Annotated in this window: 22 protein-coding genes; 8 read left to right on the forward strand and 14 right to left on the reverse strand. The window is 68.3% G+C overall.

Annotated elements, in window-relative coordinates; all coding sequences use genetic code 11:
- Positions 1–84 precede the first annotated feature (84 nt).
- Entirely contained in the window at positions 85–252 is a 168-nt protein-coding gene (locus tag AU198_RS25785) for a DUF3117 domain-containing protein (RefSeq protein WP_005059648.1), read from the forward strand.
- Positions 253–270: 18 nt separating this feature from the next.
- Here AU198_RS25785 and glgA read toward each other — a convergent pair whose 3' ends face one another.
- Positions 271–1,440 (reverse strand): glycogen synthase, encoded by a 1,170-nt coding sequence (glgA, locus tag AU198_RS13530; protein WP_064348655.1) that lies wholly within the window; start codon positions 1,438–1,440, stop codon positions 271–273.
- A 134-nt stretch (positions 1,441–1,574) separates the two neighbouring features.
- On the opposite strand from glgA, the gene glgC reads away from it, so the two are divergent.
- Both glgC and AU198_RS13540 read left to right on the forward strand, forming a co-directional pair.
- Positions 1,575–2,789: a glucose-1-phosphate adenylyltransferase gene (gene glgC / locus AU198_RS13535; RefSeq protein WP_064348656.1), complete on the forward strand. Its 1,215-nt coding sequence runs from the start codon at positions 1,575–1,577 to the stop codon at positions 2,787–2,789.
- 142 nt (positions 2,790–2,931) lie between these two features.
- Positions 2,932–3,180 carry a hypothetical protein gene (locus AU198_RS13540; protein ID WP_156431595.1) on the forward strand — a complete coding sequence of 83 codons (249 nt, stop codon included), beginning with the start codon at positions 2,932–2,934 and terminating at the stop codon, positions 3,178–3,180.
- Between the two features lie 3 nt (positions 3,181–3,183).
- Here the strand turns inward: AU198_RS13540 and AU198_RS13545 are convergent, their stop codons facing one another.
- The 6 genes from AU198_RS13545 to AU198_RS13570 form a co-directional block, all read right to left on the reverse strand.
- Positions 3,184–3,768: a DUF4126 domain-containing protein gene (locus tag AU198_RS13545; RefSeq protein WP_064348657.1), complete on the reverse strand. Its 585-nt coding sequence runs from the start codon at positions 3,766–3,768 to the stop codon at positions 3,184–3,186.
- Between the two features lie 41 nt (positions 3,769–3,809).
- Positions 3,810–4,484, reverse strand: a complete 675-nt coding sequence (locus AU198_RS13550; RefSeq protein ID WP_064348658.1) for a methyltransferase family protein — start codon at positions 4,482–4,484, stop codon at positions 3,810–3,812.
- Between the two features lie 9 nt (positions 4,485–4,493).
- A complete protein-coding gene (locus tag AU198_RS13555; protein WP_064348659.1) occupies positions 4,494–6,110 on the reverse strand; it encodes an ABC transporter permease in 1,617 nt (538 codons plus the stop codon).
- Entirely contained in the window at positions 6,107–7,042 is a 936-nt protein-coding gene (locus AU198_RS13560) for an ABC transporter ATP-binding protein (RefSeq protein WP_064348681.1), read from the reverse strand. The genes AU198_RS13555 and AU198_RS13560 overlap by 4 nt, the downstream gene beginning before the upstream one ends.
- Positions 7,005–7,700, reverse strand: coding sequence for a TetR/AcrR family transcriptional regulator (locus AU198_RS13565; RefSeq protein ID WP_064348660.1), 696 nt, complete (start codon positions 7,698–7,700; stop codon positions 7,005–7,007). The genes AU198_RS13560 and AU198_RS13565 overlap by 38 nt, the downstream gene beginning before the upstream one ends.
- 108 nt (positions 7,701–7,808) lie before the next feature.
- Positions 7,809–8,468 carry an O-methyltransferase gene (locus AU198_RS13570; protein WP_064348661.1) on the reverse strand — a complete coding sequence of 220 codons (660 nt, stop codon included), beginning with the start codon at positions 8,466–8,468 and terminating at the stop codon, positions 7,809–7,811.
- Positions 8,469–8,644: 176 nt separating this feature from the next.
- Between AU198_RS13570 and sigE the strand changes: the two genes are divergently transcribed.
- The 4 genes from sigE to tatB all read left to right on the forward strand — a co-directional run bounded on the left by sigE (position 8,645) and on the right by tatB (position 11,864).
- Complete coding sequence (sigE, locus tag AU198_RS13575; RefSeq protein WP_064348662.1) at positions 8,645–9,430, forward strand: RNA polymerase sigma factor SigE; 786 nt, start codon at positions 8,645–8,647, stop codon at positions 9,428–9,430.
- 76 nt (positions 9,431–9,506) lie between these two features.
- On the forward strand, positions 9,507–9,902 hold the full coding sequence (gene rseA, locus AU198_RS13580; RefSeq protein WP_064348682.1) for an anti-sigma E factor RseA: 396 nt from the start codon (positions 9,507–9,509) through the stop codon (positions 9,900–9,902).
- Positions 9,903–9,971: 69 nt separating this feature from the next.
- Entirely contained in the window at positions 9,972–11,456 is a 1,485-nt protein-coding gene (htrA, locus tag AU198_RS13585) for a serine protease HtrA (protein WP_064348663.1), read from the forward strand.
- Positions 11,457–11,459: 3 nt separating this feature from the next.
- The gene (gene tatB / locus AU198_RS13590) at positions 11,460–11,864 is read left to right on the forward strand and encodes a Sec-independent protein translocase protein TatB (protein WP_064348664.1); all 405 of its coding nucleotides are present in this window, start codon (positions 11,460–11,462) and stop codon (positions 11,862–11,864) included.
- An 11-nt stretch (positions 11,865–11,875) separates the two neighbouring features.
- On the opposite strand, the gene AU198_RS13595 is transcribed toward tatB, so the two are convergent.
- The 5 genes from AU198_RS13595 to AU198_RS13615 all read right to left on the reverse strand — a co-directional run bounded on the left by AU198_RS13595 (position 11,876) and on the right by AU198_RS13615 (position 17,158).
- The gene (locus AU198_RS13595; protein ID WP_156431598.1) at positions 11,876–12,499 is read right to left on the reverse strand and encodes a VldE C-terminal domain-containing protein; all 624 of its coding nucleotides are present in this window, start codon (positions 12,497–12,499) and stop codon (positions 11,876–11,878) included.
- 75 nt (positions 12,500–12,574) lie between these two features.
- A complete protein-coding gene (locus AU198_RS13600; RefSeq protein WP_064348665.1) occupies positions 12,575–13,717 on the reverse strand; it encodes an Mrp/NBP35 family ATP-binding protein in 1,143 nt (380 codons plus the stop codon).
- A 34-nt stretch (positions 13,718–13,751) separates the two neighbouring features.
- Positions 13,752–15,239, reverse strand: coding sequence for a lytic murein transglycosylase (locus tag AU198_RS13605; protein WP_156431596.1), 1,488 nt, complete (start codon positions 15,237–15,239; stop codon positions 13,752–13,754).
- 78 nt (positions 15,240–15,317) lie between these two features.
- Entirely contained in the window at positions 15,318–15,869 is a 552-nt protein-coding gene (locus AU198_RS13610; RefSeq protein WP_064348666.1) for a DUF1003 domain-containing protein, read from the reverse strand.
- A complete protein-coding gene (locus tag AU198_RS13615; RefSeq protein WP_064348667.1) occupies positions 15,866–17,158 on the reverse strand; it encodes a magnesium transporter MgtE N-terminal domain-containing protein in 1,293 nt (430 codons plus the stop codon). Before AU198_RS13615 ends, AU198_RS13610 begins: the two co-directional genes overlap by 4 nt.
- A gap of 25 nt (positions 17,159–17,183) precedes the next feature.
- Here AU198_RS13615 and AU198_RS13620 point away from each other — a divergent pair, with 25 nt between their 5' ends.
- Positions 17,184–18,140, forward strand: coding sequence for an HpcH/HpaI aldolase/citrate lyase family protein (locus AU198_RS13620; RefSeq protein ID WP_156431599.1), 957 nt, complete (start codon positions 17,184–17,186; stop codon positions 18,138–18,140).
- 3 nt (positions 18,141–18,143) lie between these two features.
- Here AU198_RS13620 and AU198_RS13625 read toward each other — a convergent pair whose 3' ends face one another.
- Positions 18,144–18,602, reverse strand: coding sequence for a DUF4190 domain-containing protein (locus AU198_RS13625; RefSeq protein WP_156431597.1), 459 nt, complete (start codon positions 18,600–18,602; stop codon positions 18,144–18,146).
- 4 nt (positions 18,603–18,606) lie between these two features.
- Positions 18,607–19,057, reverse strand: a 451-nt coding sequence (locus AU198_RS25790) for a DUF4190 domain-containing protein (RefSeq protein WP_082691007.1), incomplete at its 5' end; no start/stop codon positions are given.

Below are 19,057 nucleotides of genomic sequence, written 5' to 3' on the forward strand. Positions count from 1 at the left end.
CAGTGCCGGGAATGTCAAACGAGTGGGCAGTCTCGGCCCCGACCGAGCCCGCGGGCGGGCCGGCTCATCTGGAGGGAGCACTCGATGGCGGCGATGAAGCCCCGGACCGGCGACGGTCCTCTGGAAGCAACCAAGGAGGGGCGCGGCATCGTGATGCGGGTACCACTGGAAGGCGGCGGGAGACTCGTCGTCGAGCTGACCCCTGATGAGGCCGCCGCGCTCGGGGACGAACTGAAGAACGTCACGAGCTGACGGTTCAGGTGTGACCGGCTACGCCGGATTGCCCACTTTCTGGTAGATCTCCAGGGTCTGCTCGGCGATGTGGGCCCACGAGAACTCCTGAATGCACCGCTGCCGCCCGGCCTCGCCGTATCGGCGGGCCCTTCCCGGGTCGGCGATCAACTCGTTGACCGTTGCGGCCAACCGGCTCTCGTAAGCCGCCGCGTCCTGCGGTTCGTAGTGCACCAACCGCCCGGTGTGCCCATCGGCCACGACCTCCGGAATGCCGCCGACGTCGGAGGCCACCACCGCCGTCGCGCACGCCATCGCCTCCAGGTTCACGATGCCGAGCGGCTCATACACCGATGGACATACGAAAACAGTTGCAGCGGATAGAATTTCGCGAACCTTGACGATGGGCAGCATCTCGCGCACCCAGAAGACCCCGGCGCGGGCGTTCGACAGATGCGCAACCGCCTCGGTCACTTCGGCGGCGATCTCGGGGGTGTCGGGGGCTCCTGCGCACAGCACCAGTTGCACTTCGGGGGCGAAGTCGTGCGCCGCGGCGATCAGATGAGCGACGCCCTTCTGCCGCGTGATCCGCCCGACGAAGGCCACCATGGGCCGCGCCGGGTCGACGCCGAGTTCGGCCAGCACCGATTCGCCCGGCTCCGGGCTTGCCGGATACCAGACCTCGGTGTCGATCCCGTTGCGCACCACGTGCACCCGGTTCGGGTCCAGAGCGGGATAGGTACGCAGCACGTCCTCGCGCATACCGGAGCTGACCGCGATCACCGCGTCGGCCCCCTCCACCGCCGTCTTCTCCACCCACGACGACACCCGGTAGCCGCCGCCGAGCTGTTCGGCCTTCCACGGGCGCATCGGCTCCAGCGAGTGCGCGGTCAGCACATGGGGCACCCCGTAGAGCAGCGCGGCGAGGTGGCCGGCCAGCCCGGTGTACCAGGTGTGCGAGTGCACCACGTCGGCATGTGCGGCGGCGTTGACCATGTTGAGGTCGGCCGACAGCATCGAGAGGGCGGCGTTGGCGCCCAGCAACGCCGGATCGGGTTGCGCGACGATCGCGTCGGCGCGCGGGGCGCCCATGCAGTGCACGTCGACTTCACAAAGGCGGCGCAGTTGCGCGACCAGCTCGGTGACGTGCACCCCCGCCCCGCCGTAGACCTCGGGCGGATATTCCCGAGTCATCATCGCCACCCGCATGGTGTCGACCCTAGTTACGGGTGCAAGCCAGCGCAGGAGGGCCGCGGCGGCGGGGATCGCCGGATCCGCGCCGGACACGTTGACTCGCCGTGGAATGGGTAGCCCAGGACAGAAGCGGCCGATAGGTTTGAAGCATGAGGGAACTGCCACACGTGCTGGGCATCGTCCTGGCCGGCGGGGAGGGCAAGCGGCTCTACCCGTTGACCGCGGATCGAGCCAAGCCCGCCGTTCCCTTCGGCGGCGCCTACCGCCTGATCGACTTCGTGCTGTCGAATCTGGTCAATGCGCGGTATCTACGCATTTGCGTGCTGACGCAATACAAGTCGCACTCGCTTGACCGTCACATCTCCCAGAACTGGCGGTTGTCGGGTCTGGCGGGCGAGTACATCACGCCCGTCCCGGCCCAGCAGCGGCTCGGCCCACGGTGGTACACGGGCTCCGCGGATGCGATCTACCAGTCGCTGAACCTCATCTACGACGAGGATCCGGACTACATCGTCGTGTTCGGCGCCGACCACGTCTACCGCATGGACCCCGAGCAGATGGTCCAGTTCCACATCGAGAGCGGCGCGGGCGCGACCGTCGCGGGTATCCGGGTGCCGCGCGCGGAGGCCACCGCGTTCGGGGTCATCGACGCCGACGAGTCCGGCCGCATCCGCAGCTTCGTCGAGAAGCCCGCCGATCCGCCGGGCACGCCGGACAATCCCGACGAGGCGTTCGTGTCGATGGGCAACTACATCTTCACCACCAAGGTGCTGATCGACGCGATCCGCGCCGACGCCGCCGACGACCACTCCGACCACGACATGGGCGGCGACATCATCCCGCGCCTGGTCGACGACGGCATGGCCGCGGTGTACGACTTCAGCAACAACGAAGTGCCCGGTGCCACGGAACGCGATCACGGTTACTGGCGCGACGTGGGGACCCTCGACGCGTTCTACGACGCGCACATGGACCTGGTGTCGGTGCACCCGGTGTTCAACCTCTACAACAAGCGCTGGCCGATCCGCGGGGAGTCGGAGATGCTCGCGCCGGCGAAGTTCGTCAACGGCGGCTCGGCGCAGGAGTCGGTCGTCGGCGCCGGCAGCATCATCTCGGCTGCCTCCGTACGGAATTCGGTGTTGTCGTCCAACGTCGTCGTCGACGACGGGGCGATCGTCGAGGGCAGCGTGATCATGCCCGGGGCCCGTATCGGCCGCGGCGCGGTGGTGCGCCACGCGATCCTGGACAAGAACGTGGTCGTCGGCCCGGGCGAGATGGTCGGGGTCGACCTCGACAAGGATCGCGAGCGGTTCGCGATCAGCGCCGGGGGAGTGGTCGCAGTCGGCAAGGGCGTCTGGATCTGATCTCCCTAATCCCCTAACCGCGGGCGACCCCGCGGACCCGACGACGTGCTCTGCGGCGTGGGCGGCCGCCCCGTTCACGCAGAGAGCGGTTGGGTCTCATGCTGTTTCAACGGCCCGCAATGCCATGAACACAGGAGGCATGATGAAACGCACCAGCATTATCGCCGCGATCGCCGCCGGTGCCGTCGCGGCCGGCGCTCTGATGGCCACTACCGCCCCGGCCGCGCACGCCGAGAAGCTCTCGGAGAGCACGATCAAGAGCGAATGCAAGGCCGCCGGCGGGACCTACACCAACAAGAACTCGGTGTCGACCTGCGCCTACAAGGACATCAAGGGCAACAGGTACACCGACATCTTCTCCGGCGGCCACTACGTCACCACGATCTCGTAGCGCTTAGCCCGGTGCGAGGGTGCGGCGTCGTCGACGCAGGATCCTGACCGTCAGCCACGCCAAGACCACGACCGCCACCAACACCAGCACCGGAACCAGGATCGCGGCGAAGACCAACCCGACGCTCACGCCGTCCTCGACCGTGCTCAGCACCGGTGCAGCGACGCCGGCGGTGGCGACGTTGGCCGCCGGCCGGACCGTCGACTTGGTCAGCGACACCACCAACGCGACGACGACACCGATCACCACCGGGATCCACTGCCCGGACTGGGCGAAAGCACCGGGATCGCTGACCGCTGACGTTTGCGCCGCGGTGCCCGAACCGAAGACGATGCCGCCCGCGGTCGGGCGAACGAAGGTCTGGACGGCGTCGTTGACGCTGTCCAGCGCCGGGACTTTGTCGGCGACGATCTCGACGAGCAGAAGCGTCGCGACGATCGCGATCACCCAGCCGTTCTCCAGCCAGGCCCACCCGGTGGGCAGGGCAACCAGGTCGGTGAACCGCGACAGCATGCCGAGCGCCAGCAGCGGGATATAGGCGTTGAGCCCCGCCGCGGTCGCCAGGCCGAGGCCGGTCAGCAGTTCCACCCTCGCATTATCGGCCGATCGGGCCGCCGCAGAGGCGACTCTCACCAGACGTAGGGCACCAACCGGAATCGGACTTGCTGCATGTACTGCCGATAACCCGCCAGTTGCTGCCGCAGCATCTGTTCCTCGTCGGCGGTGCGCACCGCGAGCAGCAGCACTGCGGGTGGAATCGCGATCAACCCCCAGTAGGAACCCAGCGCGAGCGGAGTGCCGATCATCATGACCAGCGTCCCGGCGTACATCGGGTGGCGGACCACGCCGTACAGGCCCGTGGAGACCAGAGGCTGCCCGGACTCGACGGTGATCGTGGCCGCGGCATAGCTGTTCTGGATGATGACGACCTGCGACACCGTCAGACCGGTCCACACCAGCACATCGCCGAGCACCACCACCACCGTCGGCACCGCCGACCATCCGAAGCGATGGTCAAGGGCGCTGATCACCAGCACCACGACCACCATCAGCACGGTCGCGGTGATCACGACCCTTTGCACCGGTCTTGTTTCGGCGAACGGTCCCGCTCTCATCCGGCGGCGCAGGGCGTCGGGGCGCTTGACCACGAGGTAAATGCTGGGGCCCATCGTGCCGATGATGAACACGCCGATGAAAACCCACGCCTGCCAATAGTCGAAGGTCCCGGCCGGCCAGAACAACGCTGTGGCGAAGAAGACGAACCCGAAGACGGCCGAAGCCAACGTCTGCAGAGCGATTTTCACGACTCCACCTCAGACGGCGTCGCGTCTGCGGTACAGGAGGCCGGCCACCCAGGTCAGGACGGTGGCGACGACGGCAAGGATGGTGATCGTGGTCACCGGGTAGTCGATCGGTGCCGTGGTGCGTCCGATCGGCGACAGGTCGATCAGCCACTGCGGCAACCGCAGCAGCGGTCCCAGATACAGCGCGGTGACGACGAACGCCACCGCCACCCAACCCAGCACCGGCCGCCGCACGGCGACCGCGAGCGCCGCGACACCCGCCATGACCGCCAGCGCGGGAACGAAGGCCACCCCGGCGAGCGTCAGGCGAAGTACGGTCGCCGGTTCGCCGACGGTGACGCCCGCGCCCAACCCGTTACCGAGACCTGCCAACAACATCAGCACCACCGAACCGAGCACCGCCGACACCACCGCCGTCGTCAGCCAGCGCCACCGCGACACCGATCCGGCCAACACGGCTTCCCCGAGACCGTTGCCCTCGTCGGTGTGAACGCGCAGCACCGCGGCGACGACGTACGCGCTTGCCGCGGCCGCGAGGAACTGCGTCATCGTGGTGTACACACCGTCGGCGCCCTGCTGGGCCATCATCAGCCGGATCACCTCGTTGGACTCCGCCGCGTCGAGCAGGGATTTGGTCATCGATCCGAAAGCCAGGCCGGCGAGGAACAATCCGATGGTCCAGCCGACGGTCTGACCCCGCTGCAGCGTCAGATGCAGACCCAGCACACCCCTGATCGCCCGGGCATCGGGATGCTCACCGGTGGACGGGATGACGCCGTCGTCGTACTGACGCCTGCCCTCCAGCACCGCGGCCAGCGCGATGAGGGCGACGGTGAGCGAGATCAGCAGCGCGAACGGCCACCACCGCAAATCGACGAACGCGCGCATCTGCTGGGCCCACGCGATCGGGGAGAACCAACTCAGCGCACTGCCGGAGTTGTCGATCACATCGCCGATTCCACGGACCACCGTGGCGACCGCCAGCACGGCCATGGCCGCGCCCGATGCCGTGCGTGCCTGGCGCCACATCTGTGCGGTCACCGCGGCCACCGAGCCGAAAAGCATTGCCACGCCGGTCACCCCGAGACACATTGCCGCGGTGTCGATGAGCGAGAAGCCGCTCGCGGCCATCGCCAGCGTCATCGTCACGGCGAGGACGGCGTTGACCGCGCCGACCAGAATCAGTGCCGCTGCGGTCCGCGCATGGCGGCCGACGACCGATGACAGCACCAACTCGGCTGCGCCGCTCTCCTCTTCGCCCCGGGTATGACGAATCATGGTGAGAATGGCGAGAATCGACGCGGCGACGATCAGCGTCAGCATCATCTCGTTCGCGATCATCGCGCCGAGGTCGGTCTCGTTGCGGCCGAACATCGGCCCGCCCATCATCATTCCCGCTGGCGTCTTCAGTAGATCCACGCGTGTGAGCCGTTGTGCCTCTTGGGGATAGGCCAGTTCCATGGCGGCGGGCGCGTAGGCCATCAGCATCGTCAGGACGCCGACCCAGACGCCGAGCCGCACCCGGTCACGGCGCAGAGCCAGCCACAGCAGGTCGGCGGTGCCTGTCCATGCGTTCGCAAGACCATGCCGCTGCCTGCGGGGCACCCGCGCCGTCACCGTCGTCATCGCCCGGCCCTCCGGTATTCGCGCAGGAACATGTCTTCCAGCGATGCTGGGGTGACGGTCAGGTCGAGAATCCCGAGCCCGGTCAGCAGGCCCATCGCGCGGTCGAGGTCGTTGCGGTCGACGGAGAAGACGTAATGCCCGTCGGTGACCGCGAAATCGTGGACGAAGGGCTCGTCTCGAAGGCGCTGCCCGTCGTTGCGGGTGCGCGCGGTCACGGTCGTGCGCATCAGGTGTCGCAGTTCGGCGAGGGTGCCGGCCCGCACGGTGCGACCGGCGCGGATGATGGTGACGCTGTCACACAGCTTTTCGACTTCGGCCAGGATGTGGCTCGACAACAGCACCGCAGCGCCGCGCTGAACGACTTCGCCCACGCACTCCTGAAACACCTTCTCCATCAACGGATCCAGGCCTGACGTCGGCTCGTCGAGGATGTAGAGCTCGGCGGCGGTGGAGAACGCGGCGATGATGGCGACCTTCTGCCTGTTGCCCTTGGAATAGGTGCGGGCCTTCTTGTGTGGGTCGAGGTCGAACCGCTCGATCAGCTGATCGCGTCGGGTGGTGTCCACACCGTTGCCGCGCAGCCGGGCCAGGAAGTCGATCGCCTGCAGCCCGGTCAGGTTGGGCCACAACGCCACATCTCCCGGCACATAGGCGATCCGGCGGTGCAGTGCCACCGCGTCGTGCCAGGGATCGCCGCCGAGCAGTCGCACGGTGCCGCTGTCTGCCCGCAAAAGTCCGAGCAACACGCGGATCGTCGTCGACTTACCCGCACCGTTCGGTCCGAGGAAGCCGGTGATCTGGCCCGGTGCGACCCTCAAGTCCAAGCCGTCGAGCGCCCGGGTGCGTCCGAAAGTCTTCGTCAGCCCGCGAATCTCGACAGCAGGCTCGCCGAAGTCAGCCTGCCGCGGACGCTGTGCTGTCTGAGCCGTCATCGCCATCTCCTTGTCGGGGCGTGCTGAACGGGACGCCCTTCTTGCGTTGCTCGAGGAACGCGTCGTACATCGCCGAGTCGGCCATCAGTCCCTCGGTGTACAACTCGAGGGCGGGTAACACCATCTCCTCGCCGTAATCGTGAAGCGCCACACCAAGATCGGAGGAGGGATGCAATTGCAGATACAGCAGGAAGCCCCCGCCGCTGGCCATCGACAGGAACCGAGCCCTGGCCCGGGGGTCGCGGCTCGGCTTGAGTAGGCCAGAGCGCACGCCCTCGTCGAGGTACTGCTCGGCGTTGTCGATCATCTGCTGCCAGAACGCCTTGGCCAGTTCGCTGCCCGACTGCAAGCTGCGCACCAGATAGGCCATCAGCGGCGCGTACGACTCGATCTCGGCCATCTGCGCAAGCCACGTGGCGGGGTCGTGCGTCTGCAGCGATTCGGTCTTGCTCTCGCGGATCACGTCGGCGACGTGGGAGTCACACGCCTTGCGCAACCCGTCCTTCGAGCCGAAGTGGTGGATGACCAGCGCCGCAGACACCCCGGCCGCCTCGGCGATGGTGCGTAGGCCGACGTCGAAGCCGTGCTCGCCCCACTGCTCGATCGCGGCGTCGCGAATCCGCGCGATGGCGGTGAGGTCATTCGATGCTGAACGCATGTTCAGTAGACTAAACGTGCGTTCAGCCAGCGGTCAAGAGGCCATCGCGCGCAGCCCTAAAGTCTGCAATGCCGCATTACGGCGTGGGGTCCGAGCCGGTGGAGAGATTCAGTCGCGTGCGGCGGCCAGGAGGCCGTCGCCCAGCGGGATCAACACCGGGGTGAGCCGTTCGTCCTCGGCGATCAGCCGTGCGGCTTCGCGCACCGCCGCCACCTCCGCGTCGTTGGCGCTGGCGTCGCCGGCACGACCTCCGAGCGCCGCGCGGTGCAGGACGATCGCGCCGCCTGGACGCAGCAACCGGACACCTTCGGCGACGAACTGCGGCTGGTCCAACGGATCGGCGTCGACGAACACCAGGTCGTAGGACTCGTCGGCGAGACGGGTCAGCACTTCTTGGGCGCGGCCGCTGATCAGCCGGCTTCGCCCCGGCCCGATCCCGGCCTCGCTGAAGGCCTGCTTGGCGATGCGCTGGTGCTCGGGTTCGACGTCGATGGTGGTCAACACGCCGTCCTCGCGCATACCTGAGAGCAGCCACAGCCCGCTGACCCCGGCGCCCGTGCCGACTTCGACGACGGCCTTGGCGGAGGTCAGCTTGGCGAACACGCACAGCAGCGCGCCCACCGCGGGAGTGACGGCGCCGGCGCCGATGTCGACGGCGCGTTCACGGGCCGCGGCGACGATGGCGTCCTCGGAGATGGACTGCTCGGCATGCGACACGATGGATTCGGCACGGCTGTGCCCTCCGATGACGTCGTCGGTGCCGGCCATGCCCGCAGCGTAGCCAACCGGTGGGAGCCAGCATCGCGACACGCCCGTTCCCGACCACCGGATCACATGAATCGTCGGTAGGTTCGCGCAGGTCATAAATGGGTAGAAAAGCTTTCTCAGGAAATGTTCAGTTTGCTCATATGCCAGGCACGGAACGGTCGGAGACGGTATGTCCCATGGAAAACGGCGGACGCTGGCATCCAGGGGACCAACCAGGGAATACCTGCACGGATCTCCGCGTTGCGGGCAGTAGTGAACCGCCGCACAGCGATGGCGGCTTTGACCAGGAGGATCTGACGACCATCAAGATGGCGCCGACTTCAATGTCCCACCTCGAACAGTTCGTGGACACCGAATGGGTCGAGCCTTCCGAGGAAATGACCGGCACCGCGGTGTTCGACGCCACGGGCGACAAATCGACCATGCCTTCATGGGATGAGCTGGTGCGCCAGCACGCCGACCGGGTGTACCGGCTGGCGTACCGCCTGTCGGGTAATCAGCACGACGCCGAGGACCTCACGCAGGAGACGTTCATCCGGGTGTTCCGCTCACTGCAGAACTACCAGCCCGGCACGTTCGAAGGCTGGCTGCACCGCATCACCACCAACTTGTTCCTCGACATGGTGCGCAGGCGCGGGCGCATCCGCATGGAGGCGCTGCCCGAGGACTACGACCGGGTTCCGGCCGACGATCCCAACCCCGAGCAGATCTACCACGACGCGCGGCTCGGCCCCGACCTGCAGGCCGCACTGGATTCGTTGCCGCCGGAGTTCCGCGCCGCCGTCGTGCTGTGCGACATCGAGGGCCTGTCCTATGAAGAGATCGGCGCCACGCTCGACGTCAAGCTCGGCACCGTGCGCAGCCGCATCCACCGCGGTAGGCAGGCCCTTCGCGACTACCTGGCCAACCACGGCGAGACCGCCCCGTCGGCTCGCACCGGCGACGCGGCCAAAACGGCCTGACGTCCGCGAGCTTGATCACAGCGCTCCGCGCTACATTCGAATGGACGCCGTGACACGCAGTGAGAGGAGCTGGGCGATGGTCGACCCGGGACACGTGTTCCGCCGGGCCTTCTCGTGGTTGCCCTCTCAGTTCGCCTCTCAGAGCGACGCGCCCGTCGGGCCGCGGCAGTTCGGCTCGACCGAACACCTCTCGACGGAGGCCGTCGCTGCCTTCGTCGACGGTGAACTGCGGCTGACTCCACATCTCCGCGCCGCCCACCACTTATCGCTGTGTCCGCAGTGCGCCGCCGAGGTCGAGGCCCAGCGGCAGGCGCGCGCGGCATTGCGGGAGTCCCGGCCGGTCGCCATGCCGAGCTCACTTCTGGGCCTGTTGTCCGAGATCCCGCACCATGCTCCGCCGGAGCCGCCCGTCGAGACGCAGCGGTCAGAGTTTGCTGACAGCACACAGCGCTCTCGACGCAAGCGCCGGTAGGGTAAATGCGAACACGAGCAGCGATCCGCGCCGGCATTCGAGGGCGCTTTCACAGAGGGTGATGACCGGGTGACCAATCTCGACCAGACCGGGCGCGAGCGCCTGGAACCCCGCCCTGTCTCGCGGCCGCCTGTCGATCCGGCGGCGCAGCGCGCATTCGGCAGGCCCGACGGTGTCGAGGGCTCGTTCGTTGGCCTCGACAAGTATCGCGACCAAGGCGAGTTCACGCCGACCAACCAGTCCCCCGATCCGGTGCTGGCCGAGGCGTTCGGCAAGCCCTATCCCGGCGGCGACTCGCTACAGCGCCATCCCGCCGACGCGGGTGCGCTGGAAGCCGAGCGGGATCAGGACACCGACATGGCCGCCGACCCGTGGCGAGATCCCTCGGCTCCGGCCGCCCTGGGCGCCCCCGCCGTCCACGAACCGCCACGGCCCCCAGCGAATGTGCCGACGGGCAAATTGGGCGTGCGCGACGTGCTGTTCGGCGGCCGGGTGTCCTACGTCGCGCTGGCGATGCTGGCCATCATCGCGCTGGTGATCGGCTTCGCAGGAGGCTGGGTCGGCCGCAAGACCGCCGAAGTGGTCGAGGCGTTCACCACGTCCAAGGTCACGCTGGACACCACCGACAGCGGCCCGCCGCCCGAGGGTCATATCGCCAAAGTCGCTGCCGCCGTTGCCGATTCGGTGGTGACGGTGGAGGCCACCAGCGACCAGGAGGGTTCGCAGGGCTCCGGTGTGGTCATCGACGGTCGCGGTTACATCGTGACCAACAACCACGTGATCTCCGAGGCCGCGAACAACCCGAGCAAGTACAAGATGAAGATCGTCTTCAACGACGGCAAAGAGGTGCCCGCCAACCTTGTGGGCCGTGACCCCAAGACCGATCTGGCCGTGCTGAAGGTCGACAACGTCGACAACCTGACCGTCGCGCAGATGGGCGACTCGGACAAGTTGCGGGTCGGCGACGAGGTGATCGCCGCCGGCGCCCCGCTGGGGCTGCGCAGCACGGTCACCGCCGGAATCATCAGCGCGCTGCACCGCCCGGTGCCGCTTTCGGGCGACGGCTCCGACACCGACACCGTCATCGACGGTCTGCAGACCGATGCGCCGATCAACCACGGCAACTCGGGCGGGCCCCTGATCGACATGACCGGCAACGTGATCGGGATCAACACCGCCGGTAAGTCGCTGTCCGACAGCGCCAGCGGCCTCGGGTTCGCGATCCCGATCAACGAGGTCAAGACGGTGGTCGACTCGCTCATCCGCGACGGCAAGATCGCCCATCCGACGCTGGGCCTGACGGCCCGCTCGGTCAGCAACGACATCGCCTCGGGCGCCCAGGTGGCCAACGTCAAGGCCGGCAGCCCCGCGGAGAAGGCCGGAATCCTGGAGAACGACGTGGTGGTCAAGGTCGGGGACCGGACCGTGGCCGACGCCGACGAGTTCGTGGTCGCCGTCCGTCAGCTCAAGATCGGCCAGGACGCACCGATCGAGGTGATGCGCGACGGACGGCGGGTGACGCTGACCGTCAACCCTGGTCCCGACACCACGTAGCCGATGTTCGCCAACGTCGGCTGGGGCGAGATGCTGATCCTGGTGATGGCCGGTCTGGTGATCCTGGGACCCGAGCGACTGCCCGGTGCGATCCGGTGGACGACGGGCGCACTGCGACAGGCCCGTGACTACATCAGCGGGGCCACCAGCCAACTGCGTGAAGACCTCGGACCGGAGTTCGACGATCTGCGCGAGCCGCTCAGCGAGCTCAACAAGTTGCGCGGGATGACGCCGCGCGCCGCGCTCACCAAGCACCTGCTCGACGGTGACGACTCGATCTTCACCGGAAATTTCGACCGCAAGCAGCCCGACAAACCGGTCAGCTCACCCGAGCCCCCTGCGCAGTCGGCGCCGCCCGCAGCGCCGCAAGCGCCCGCGACGACACCGTTCGACACCGACGCTACGTAAGCGCCGCGGGCTCAGATGAAGTATTCCTCGTCGCCGGTCGGGTATCCGCCGCCGTTGGTGGCGATGTGCACATGGTCGAAGTGGTTGGCGGTCTCGTTGCCGTAGTCCGCCGTCCAACTCGGAGCCCCGACACCGGGGTAGAAGCCCTGCCGCCAGATCACGTGGATCACACCCCAACGCTTCGCATTGGCCAGCGCGATCCCGGCGATCTGGTTGCCGAGCGCGATGCCCTCTTCGCTGCCGTGGTTCGGGATCATTACGTCGATCGCCAAGCCGTTCGGATGCCACGGCAGCGGGTCTTGGCGGTATCCGCCGATCGTCGTGACTTCGGGGAACAACACGCTGATCGCGCGGGCCACCCGAATGGTGTTGACCTGTAACCCGTTTTCGGGCGTGATACCGGCGGGCAACGCGAACGGGGTGGCCGCCGTGGCAACGGGAGCACTGGCCGCGAGCAACTCCGCTTCGGTGGGTGTGTTGACCTTGGGGGCGGCCACTGGAGCATCCGGCTGCCCGGCCGCGGGCGGTGCGGCAGGCTGGGCGGGCGGTTCGGCGGTCTGGGCGTAGAACAGGGCGACGGACAGCGTGATGGACGCGACGAGCGCCAGCAACTTGCCGCGCCCGTTGGCTAACATCGCCCTACCCACGAACAGCACTGTAACGCCTTGTCGGACAGGGTGTGACGGAGTTCGGGCTCGGACACGCGACCGTTATCGACCGGCCGGGTCCAAGCCCAGCGACATGCCCGCCAGTCCGCGTTTGCGGCTCGACAGGGCATCGGCGACGCTGCGCAACTCCTTGCCGGCCGCCGAGTCCGGTGCGGAGAGCACCAGCGGGACACCGGAGTCGCCCGCCGTCACCAGCTCGGGGTCGAGCGGCACCTGTCCCAGCAACGGCACGTCGGCTCCGATCGCGCGCGACAACCGCTCGGCGACCTGTTTGCCGCCGCCTTCGCCGAAGATCTGCATGGTCGTGCCGTCGGGCAACGTCAGCCCGGCCATGTTCTCCACCACGCCGACGATGCGCTGACGGGTCTGCAGCGCGATCGCGCCTGCCCGCTCGGCCACCTCGGCCGCGGCCAGTTGGGGCGTGGTGACGACCAGGATCTCCGCGCCGGGGATCAGCTGGGCCACCGAGATCGCGACGTCGCCGGTGCCCGGCGGCAGGTCGAGCAGCAGGACGTCGAGGTCACCCCAGTAGACGTCGGCGAGGAACTGCTGCAGCGCACGGTGCAGCATCGGGCCGCGCCAGACCACTGGGGTGTTGCCTTGGGTGAACATCGCGATCGAGATGACCCGGACGTCGTGGGCGACCGGCGGAAGGATCATCGACTCCACCTGGGTGGGCCGGTCGGTGATGCCCATCATGCGGGGAACGGAGTGCCCGTAGATGTCGGCGTCGAGCACCCCGACCGACACGCCACGCGCGGCCATGGCCGCGGCCAGGTTCACGGTGACGCTGGACTTGCCGACCCCGCCCTTACCGGAGGCCACCGCGTAGACGCGGGTCAACGAACCGGGCTGGGCGAAGGGGATGACGGGCTCACGCGAATCGCCGCGCAGTTGCTTGCGCAGTTCGGTGCGTTGTTCGTCGTTCATCACGTCGAGGCTGACCCGAACGGCGCCGGTCCCGGGGACGTCGGCGACGGCCCGGCTGACCTGATCGGAGATCTCGGTCTTCTTCGGGCACGCGGCGGTGGTCAGGTAGATCTCGACATGGACGGCCCCGTTGCGGTCGACGGTGACGTTCTTGACCATGCCGAGCTCGGTGATCGGCCGCCGCAGCTCGGGGTCGATCACCTTGGCCAGCGCGCGACGGATCGCGGTTTCCAGGTCAGCGGGAGATTGAGACATCACCGTCGAGTCTAGGCCGACTCGACGGTGACCCTTAACCGACGGGTCCGGGTGGCGGACCGGGCTGAGCCGCCGGTCCGGGCGCGGGCCCTGGCTGGGCGGCCGGACCGGGTGCGGGTGCTTGAGCCGGGCCGGGTGCGGGTGCTTGGGGCGGACCCGGTGCGCCGACCGGCGCGGGTCCCGGCTGCGGAGCACCGACGGGAGCGGGCGGCGCCAATGGCGCCGGGCCGGGCGGGAGCATCTGCTGGGCGACCGCAGGCCCGCCGAGAGCCGGTTGCAGCGGTGGCGCCGGGTTGTCCTCGATGCAGAACACCGCGCACTCGGGCCGCTGCGGCTGCATCCACGGTGGTGTCCAAGGCGGCGGTGTCGCCGGTGCCTGCGGTGTCGCCGGTGCCTGCGGCGCCGGTCCGGGGAGGGGCCCGAGCCGCTGACCAGGGGCGAAGCCCGGCATATTGCCCATCTGACTGGCCACCGCATCGCGCTCGAGGAGCGGCATCAACGCCAACGGATCCCCGGCGGGCAGCCCCAACGCGTTGAGGGGCAACCCTGGCCCGAGACCCTGGTACTCCTTCAGATCGGTGAGGTGCACGTTGGCGGTGGTCGACGTCTCTTCCAGCGTCGGAACCGATCCGGTGATCGGGGGCAGGTCCATAGGCACGACGCCCGTGGCGTAGGCCGCTGCCCAGCCCAGCACGTTGCGCGCGTAGGCCACCGAGTTGTTGTAACGCAGGATCGCCGACATGACGTGGTTCGGGTCGCGCAGGTTCAGGTTGCCGCTGCACAGGTAGCGGGCGGCGGCCAGCGACGAGTCGAACAGGTTCTGCACCTCGGCCTTGCCGTCACCGTCACCGTCGGAGGCGTACCGCGACCAGGTGCCGGGCAGGAACTGCATCGGTCCCATGGCGCGCGCGTAGGTGACGCGGTCGGCCACGCGGCTCTGCACGATGATCTCGTTGCCGGGCAGTGTGCCGTCGAGCGCAGGCCCGAAGATAGGCCGGATGGCCGTGCCGCGGGCGTCGGTCGCGCCTCCGTTGGCGTGCATCGACTCGATGCGCCCGATACCGGCCAACAGGTTCCAGCTCAGGCCGCAGCCGGGGTACGCGGACGCCATGATGCGTTCGGCATTGCGGTAAGCCGACAAGGCCATACCGGGAATGCCCAGTGCGCCAGGCGAATTCACCACCGCGGCGGGTGGGGGAGCCGACACCGTCGAGGCGGCGATGTGGAAGGCCATCGGCTCCTTGGCGACGGCGACCACCGAGGCGCCCGACCGAGCCCCCGGTGACGGTTCGACGGCGGCCAGCGGCGTCACCGCGGCATCCGAGGTCGGCGTACGCGGGGTGGGCGCCGAGGCTCCGACGCTGCCGGCCAGGATGATCGGGGTGATGATGGCGACGCCGAGGCCGGCGCGCATGCGGTTGGCGGATGCCAGCTTCTGCACTCGAGGGCCCGGGATTCGCCGCAGACGCCCCGTTTGGCGCCGCACGGCCTTGAGGGCGGCGGCTCCTCCCCTTATGTGCACTCAACCGTCCTATGTTTGCGATCGCTTGTGAACCAAGTCACCATACCTACTACATAACCGCCGCGTTACAGCAATTCGTTAGCTACCTGCACTCGACTTTTTGGGCCGGCGCTCACCCGGGTCGCCGTGGCCGGCGTCGTCGTCGCTCGATTCGCCCGGGGCGTGCTGCAGGGCTGCCAGCATTTCGCGCATCTCATCGAGCTCCCTGCGCAGGTAGTCACGGGTGACCACCTCGCCGATCGCCAACCGCAGCGCGGCCAGTTCCCGAGCCAGGTATTCGGTGTCGGCCTTCGTCTGCAGCGCGCGGCGGCGGTCTTCGTCCAGCGACACCCGGTCACGGTTCTCCTGGCGGTTCTGCGCCAGCAGGATCAGCGGCGCGGCGTAGGCCGCCTGGGTGGAGAACGCGAGGTTGAGCAGGATGAACGGGTAGGGGTCCCAGCGCAGCCCGACCGCGAACAGGTTCAGCGTGATCCAGACGACCACGAGGATGGTCTGCCACGCCAGGTAGCGACCGGTGCCCAGGAACCGGGCGATCTTCTCGCTGAAGTTCCCGACCGCCTCGGGGTCGACGTTGAACGAGAACCGCCGCCGGGTGGCCAGCGGCACATCGAGCCGGCTGCGGTCGGTCATGAGGCGCCTTCGGCGCCGGTGAGCTCGGGCTCCTCGGTCTCGCGCCAGTCGTGGGGCAGCAGATGGTCGAGCACGTCGTCGACCGACACGGCGCCCAGCAGGTGGTTCTCGTCGTCGACGACCGGTCCGCACACCAGGTTGTAGGCCGCGAAGTAGCGCGTCACCGCGCCCAGCGAGTCGTCAGGCGACAGGTTGGGCAGATCGGTGTCCACGATTCCGCTGACCAGATCCGCCGGTGGCTCGCGCAGCAGCCGCTGCAGGTGCACACAACCCAGGTAGTGACCGGTGGGCGTGGCCGTCGGGGGGCGGGTGACGAACACCAACGAGGCCAACGCCGGGGTGAGGTCCGGGTCGCGGACCCTCGCGAGCGCCTCGGCGACGGTGGTGTCGGGCGCCAGCACCACGGGTTCGGACGTCATCAAGCCGCCCGCGGTGTCGGGGGAGTGCGCCAGCAGGCGGCGGACATCCTCGGAATCCTCGGGATCCATGCGGCGCAGGAACTGCTCGGCGTCAGTGGGCGTCATCGACCCGAGCAGATCGGCCGCGTCGTCGGGGTCCATCGCCTCGAGAACATCGGCGGCCCGGTCGGCGGGCAGCCGCCTGAGCACATCGAGCTGGTCGTCATCGGGCAACTCCTGCAGCACGTCGGCCAACCGCTCGTCGTCGAGGGCGTTGACCAGTTCGTAGCGCCGCTTGGCCGGCAGTTCCCGGATCGCTTCGGCCACCTCGACGGCGCGCTGGCCCTCGAACTGATCGAGCAGCTGCGCGACGCCCTGGTCCGGCATCGCCAGACCCGACGGTGTCAGGCCCTGAACGTGCTGCCAGTCCACCACGTGCACGTTGGCGCGCCTGCCCAGGCGCCGGTGCGGGCGCACGGCGACCTTGGTGACCATCCAGTCCCGGGTGCGGGTCTGCTCGATGCCGAGGTCGACGACGATCACGTCGACGTTGGCCAGCTGCGGCAGATCGGGATCGTCGACGCGCACCCGGGTTTCGATCACCTGACCGAGCACGAGCACTTCACCGGGACGCTGGACGAACCGGCGCAGCGACACACTGCCGGTCGCCAGCGTCACGGCGCCGGGATCGATCGACGTCACCCGCAGGATCGGTACGAAAATTCTTCGCCGCGTGAGCATTTCGACAACCAAGCCGAGGACGCGCGGTTGCTGGCGCACCAGGCTGATGCTGACCACCACATCACGGACACGGCCGATGGACTCCCCGTCGGGGCCCAAGACCACCATCCCCGCGAGACGGGCCGCATAGACCCTGTTGACCGCCGCCATGCATCAAAGGGTAGAGAGTGTGGTTGTGGAAAACCGGTATCGACCCCGCCGAACGGTCCTTTCCGTTCCCGGGAGCAGCGCGAAGATGGTCGAGAAGGCCAAAACCCTGAGCGCCGACGAGGTGTTCCTCGATCTCGAGGACGCCGTCGCGCCGGAGGCCAAGGCCGAGGCCCGGACGCGGGTGGCCACTGCTCTGGCGGAGCCGGGCTGGGCCGGTCAGCTGCGCGGTGTGCGCGTCAACGACTGGACGACGCCGTGGACCTACGCCGACACCATCGAGGTGATCTCGACCGCCGGTGCCGCACTGGACATCGTGGTTCTGCCCAAGGTCAGCGACGCCTCCCACATCCAGGCACTGCACATGCTGTTGAGCCAGCTCGAGGCCACCCACGACCTTCCCGTGGGCCGCATCGGCATCGAGGTGCAGATCGAGAATGCGCAGGGCCTCACCAACATTGACGCGATCGCGGCCGCTCCGCGGGTGCAGGCGTTGGTGCTAGGGCCCGCCGACATGGCGGCCAGTTTGAACATGCGCACACTCGAGGTCGGCGAACAGCCGGAGGGGTACGACGTCGGCGACGCGCACCACCACGTGCTGATGCGCATCCTCGTGGCGGCGCGCACGCACGGGGTGCTCGCGATCGACGGCCCCTATCTGAAGATTCGCGACGTCGACGGCTTCCGCCGCGTCGCCGGCCGTTCCGCGGCCCTCGGGTACGACGGCAAATGGGTGCTGCACCCCGATCAGATCGCAGCGGGCAACGAGATTTTCAGTCCACGGCAGAGCGATTACGACCACGCCGAACTGATTCTCGAGGCCTACGAATGGCACACCTCGCGGGCCGGCGGGGCCAGGGGCGCGGTCATGTTGGGCGACGAGATGATCGACGAGGCGAGCCGGAAGATGGCCCTGGTGATCGCCGGAAAGGGCCGCGCCGCAGGCATGCAGCGCCAGGGCGAGCCGTTCCGTCCGCCGCAGTGAGCCTCAGATCCACTGCCTTCCGCTGGCGAGCAGGCTCATGTACAGCAGGATGTAGATGAGGAAGCCCGCCACCGCGAGCCCGCCGATGATCGTGCCCGCCAACGCAATTCCGTAGCCGTCCTGTCCGGTGCGTTTGGTTTCGCGCATCGCCATGACGCCGAGGATGACACCGACGATGCACGTCACGCCGCAGCAGAACACCCCGACCAGCGAGCTCACCAGCGCGCCGATCGCCATCCCGTTCGTGCCCGGCGGCTTCATCGGCCGGTAGGGGTCGTATCCATAGCCGACGGGCGGGTGGTAGCCCGAATACGGGTTCACCGAAGCCGGATACGGCGGATAACCCGGCGGGGGCGGCGTGCTGAGCGGGGGCGGCAACCTCGCATCGGTGGGGTAATCCACCGGTGCGAACGGATCGGGTCTGCCGCTGTTGCCGACGCCGTCCTGATCGCCGCCGCTCACGGTGTCAGGTGCTCAGCATCGTGAGGGCGAAGACGATGTTGAGCAGCAGCGTCGCCGCGCCGACGGCGATGCCGGCGATCGCCAACCCGCGGCCGCCCTCGCCCTTGGTCTTGATCTGGTTGAGCGCCACGATGCCCAACACGATGCCGATGAGCGAGCCGACACCGCACAGGACGCCCACCGCCGATGCCACCAGGGAGCCGATGGCCAGTCCGTTGGTCTTGTCCTGCGGCATGCCGTAACCGTCGGCATAGCCGGGAGCGCCGTATCCGGGTGCTCCGTAGGGGGCCGGACCGCCGTACGGGGAGGCTGCGCCGTAGGGCGGCGGCGGATATCCCTGGCCGGCGTTGGCCGGATCAGGGTAAGGCGGGGGATAGGCGCCGGGCGGCGGAGGCGGGTAGGCGCCGGGCGGCGGGTATGCGCCGGGCGGCGGAGGCGGGTAGGCCCCCTGGGGT

This window comes from Mycobacterium sp. GA-1199 (genome assembly GCF_001500045.1).
Lineage (GTDB): Bacteria > Actinomycetota > Actinomycetes > Mycobacteriales > Mycobacteriaceae > Mycobacterium.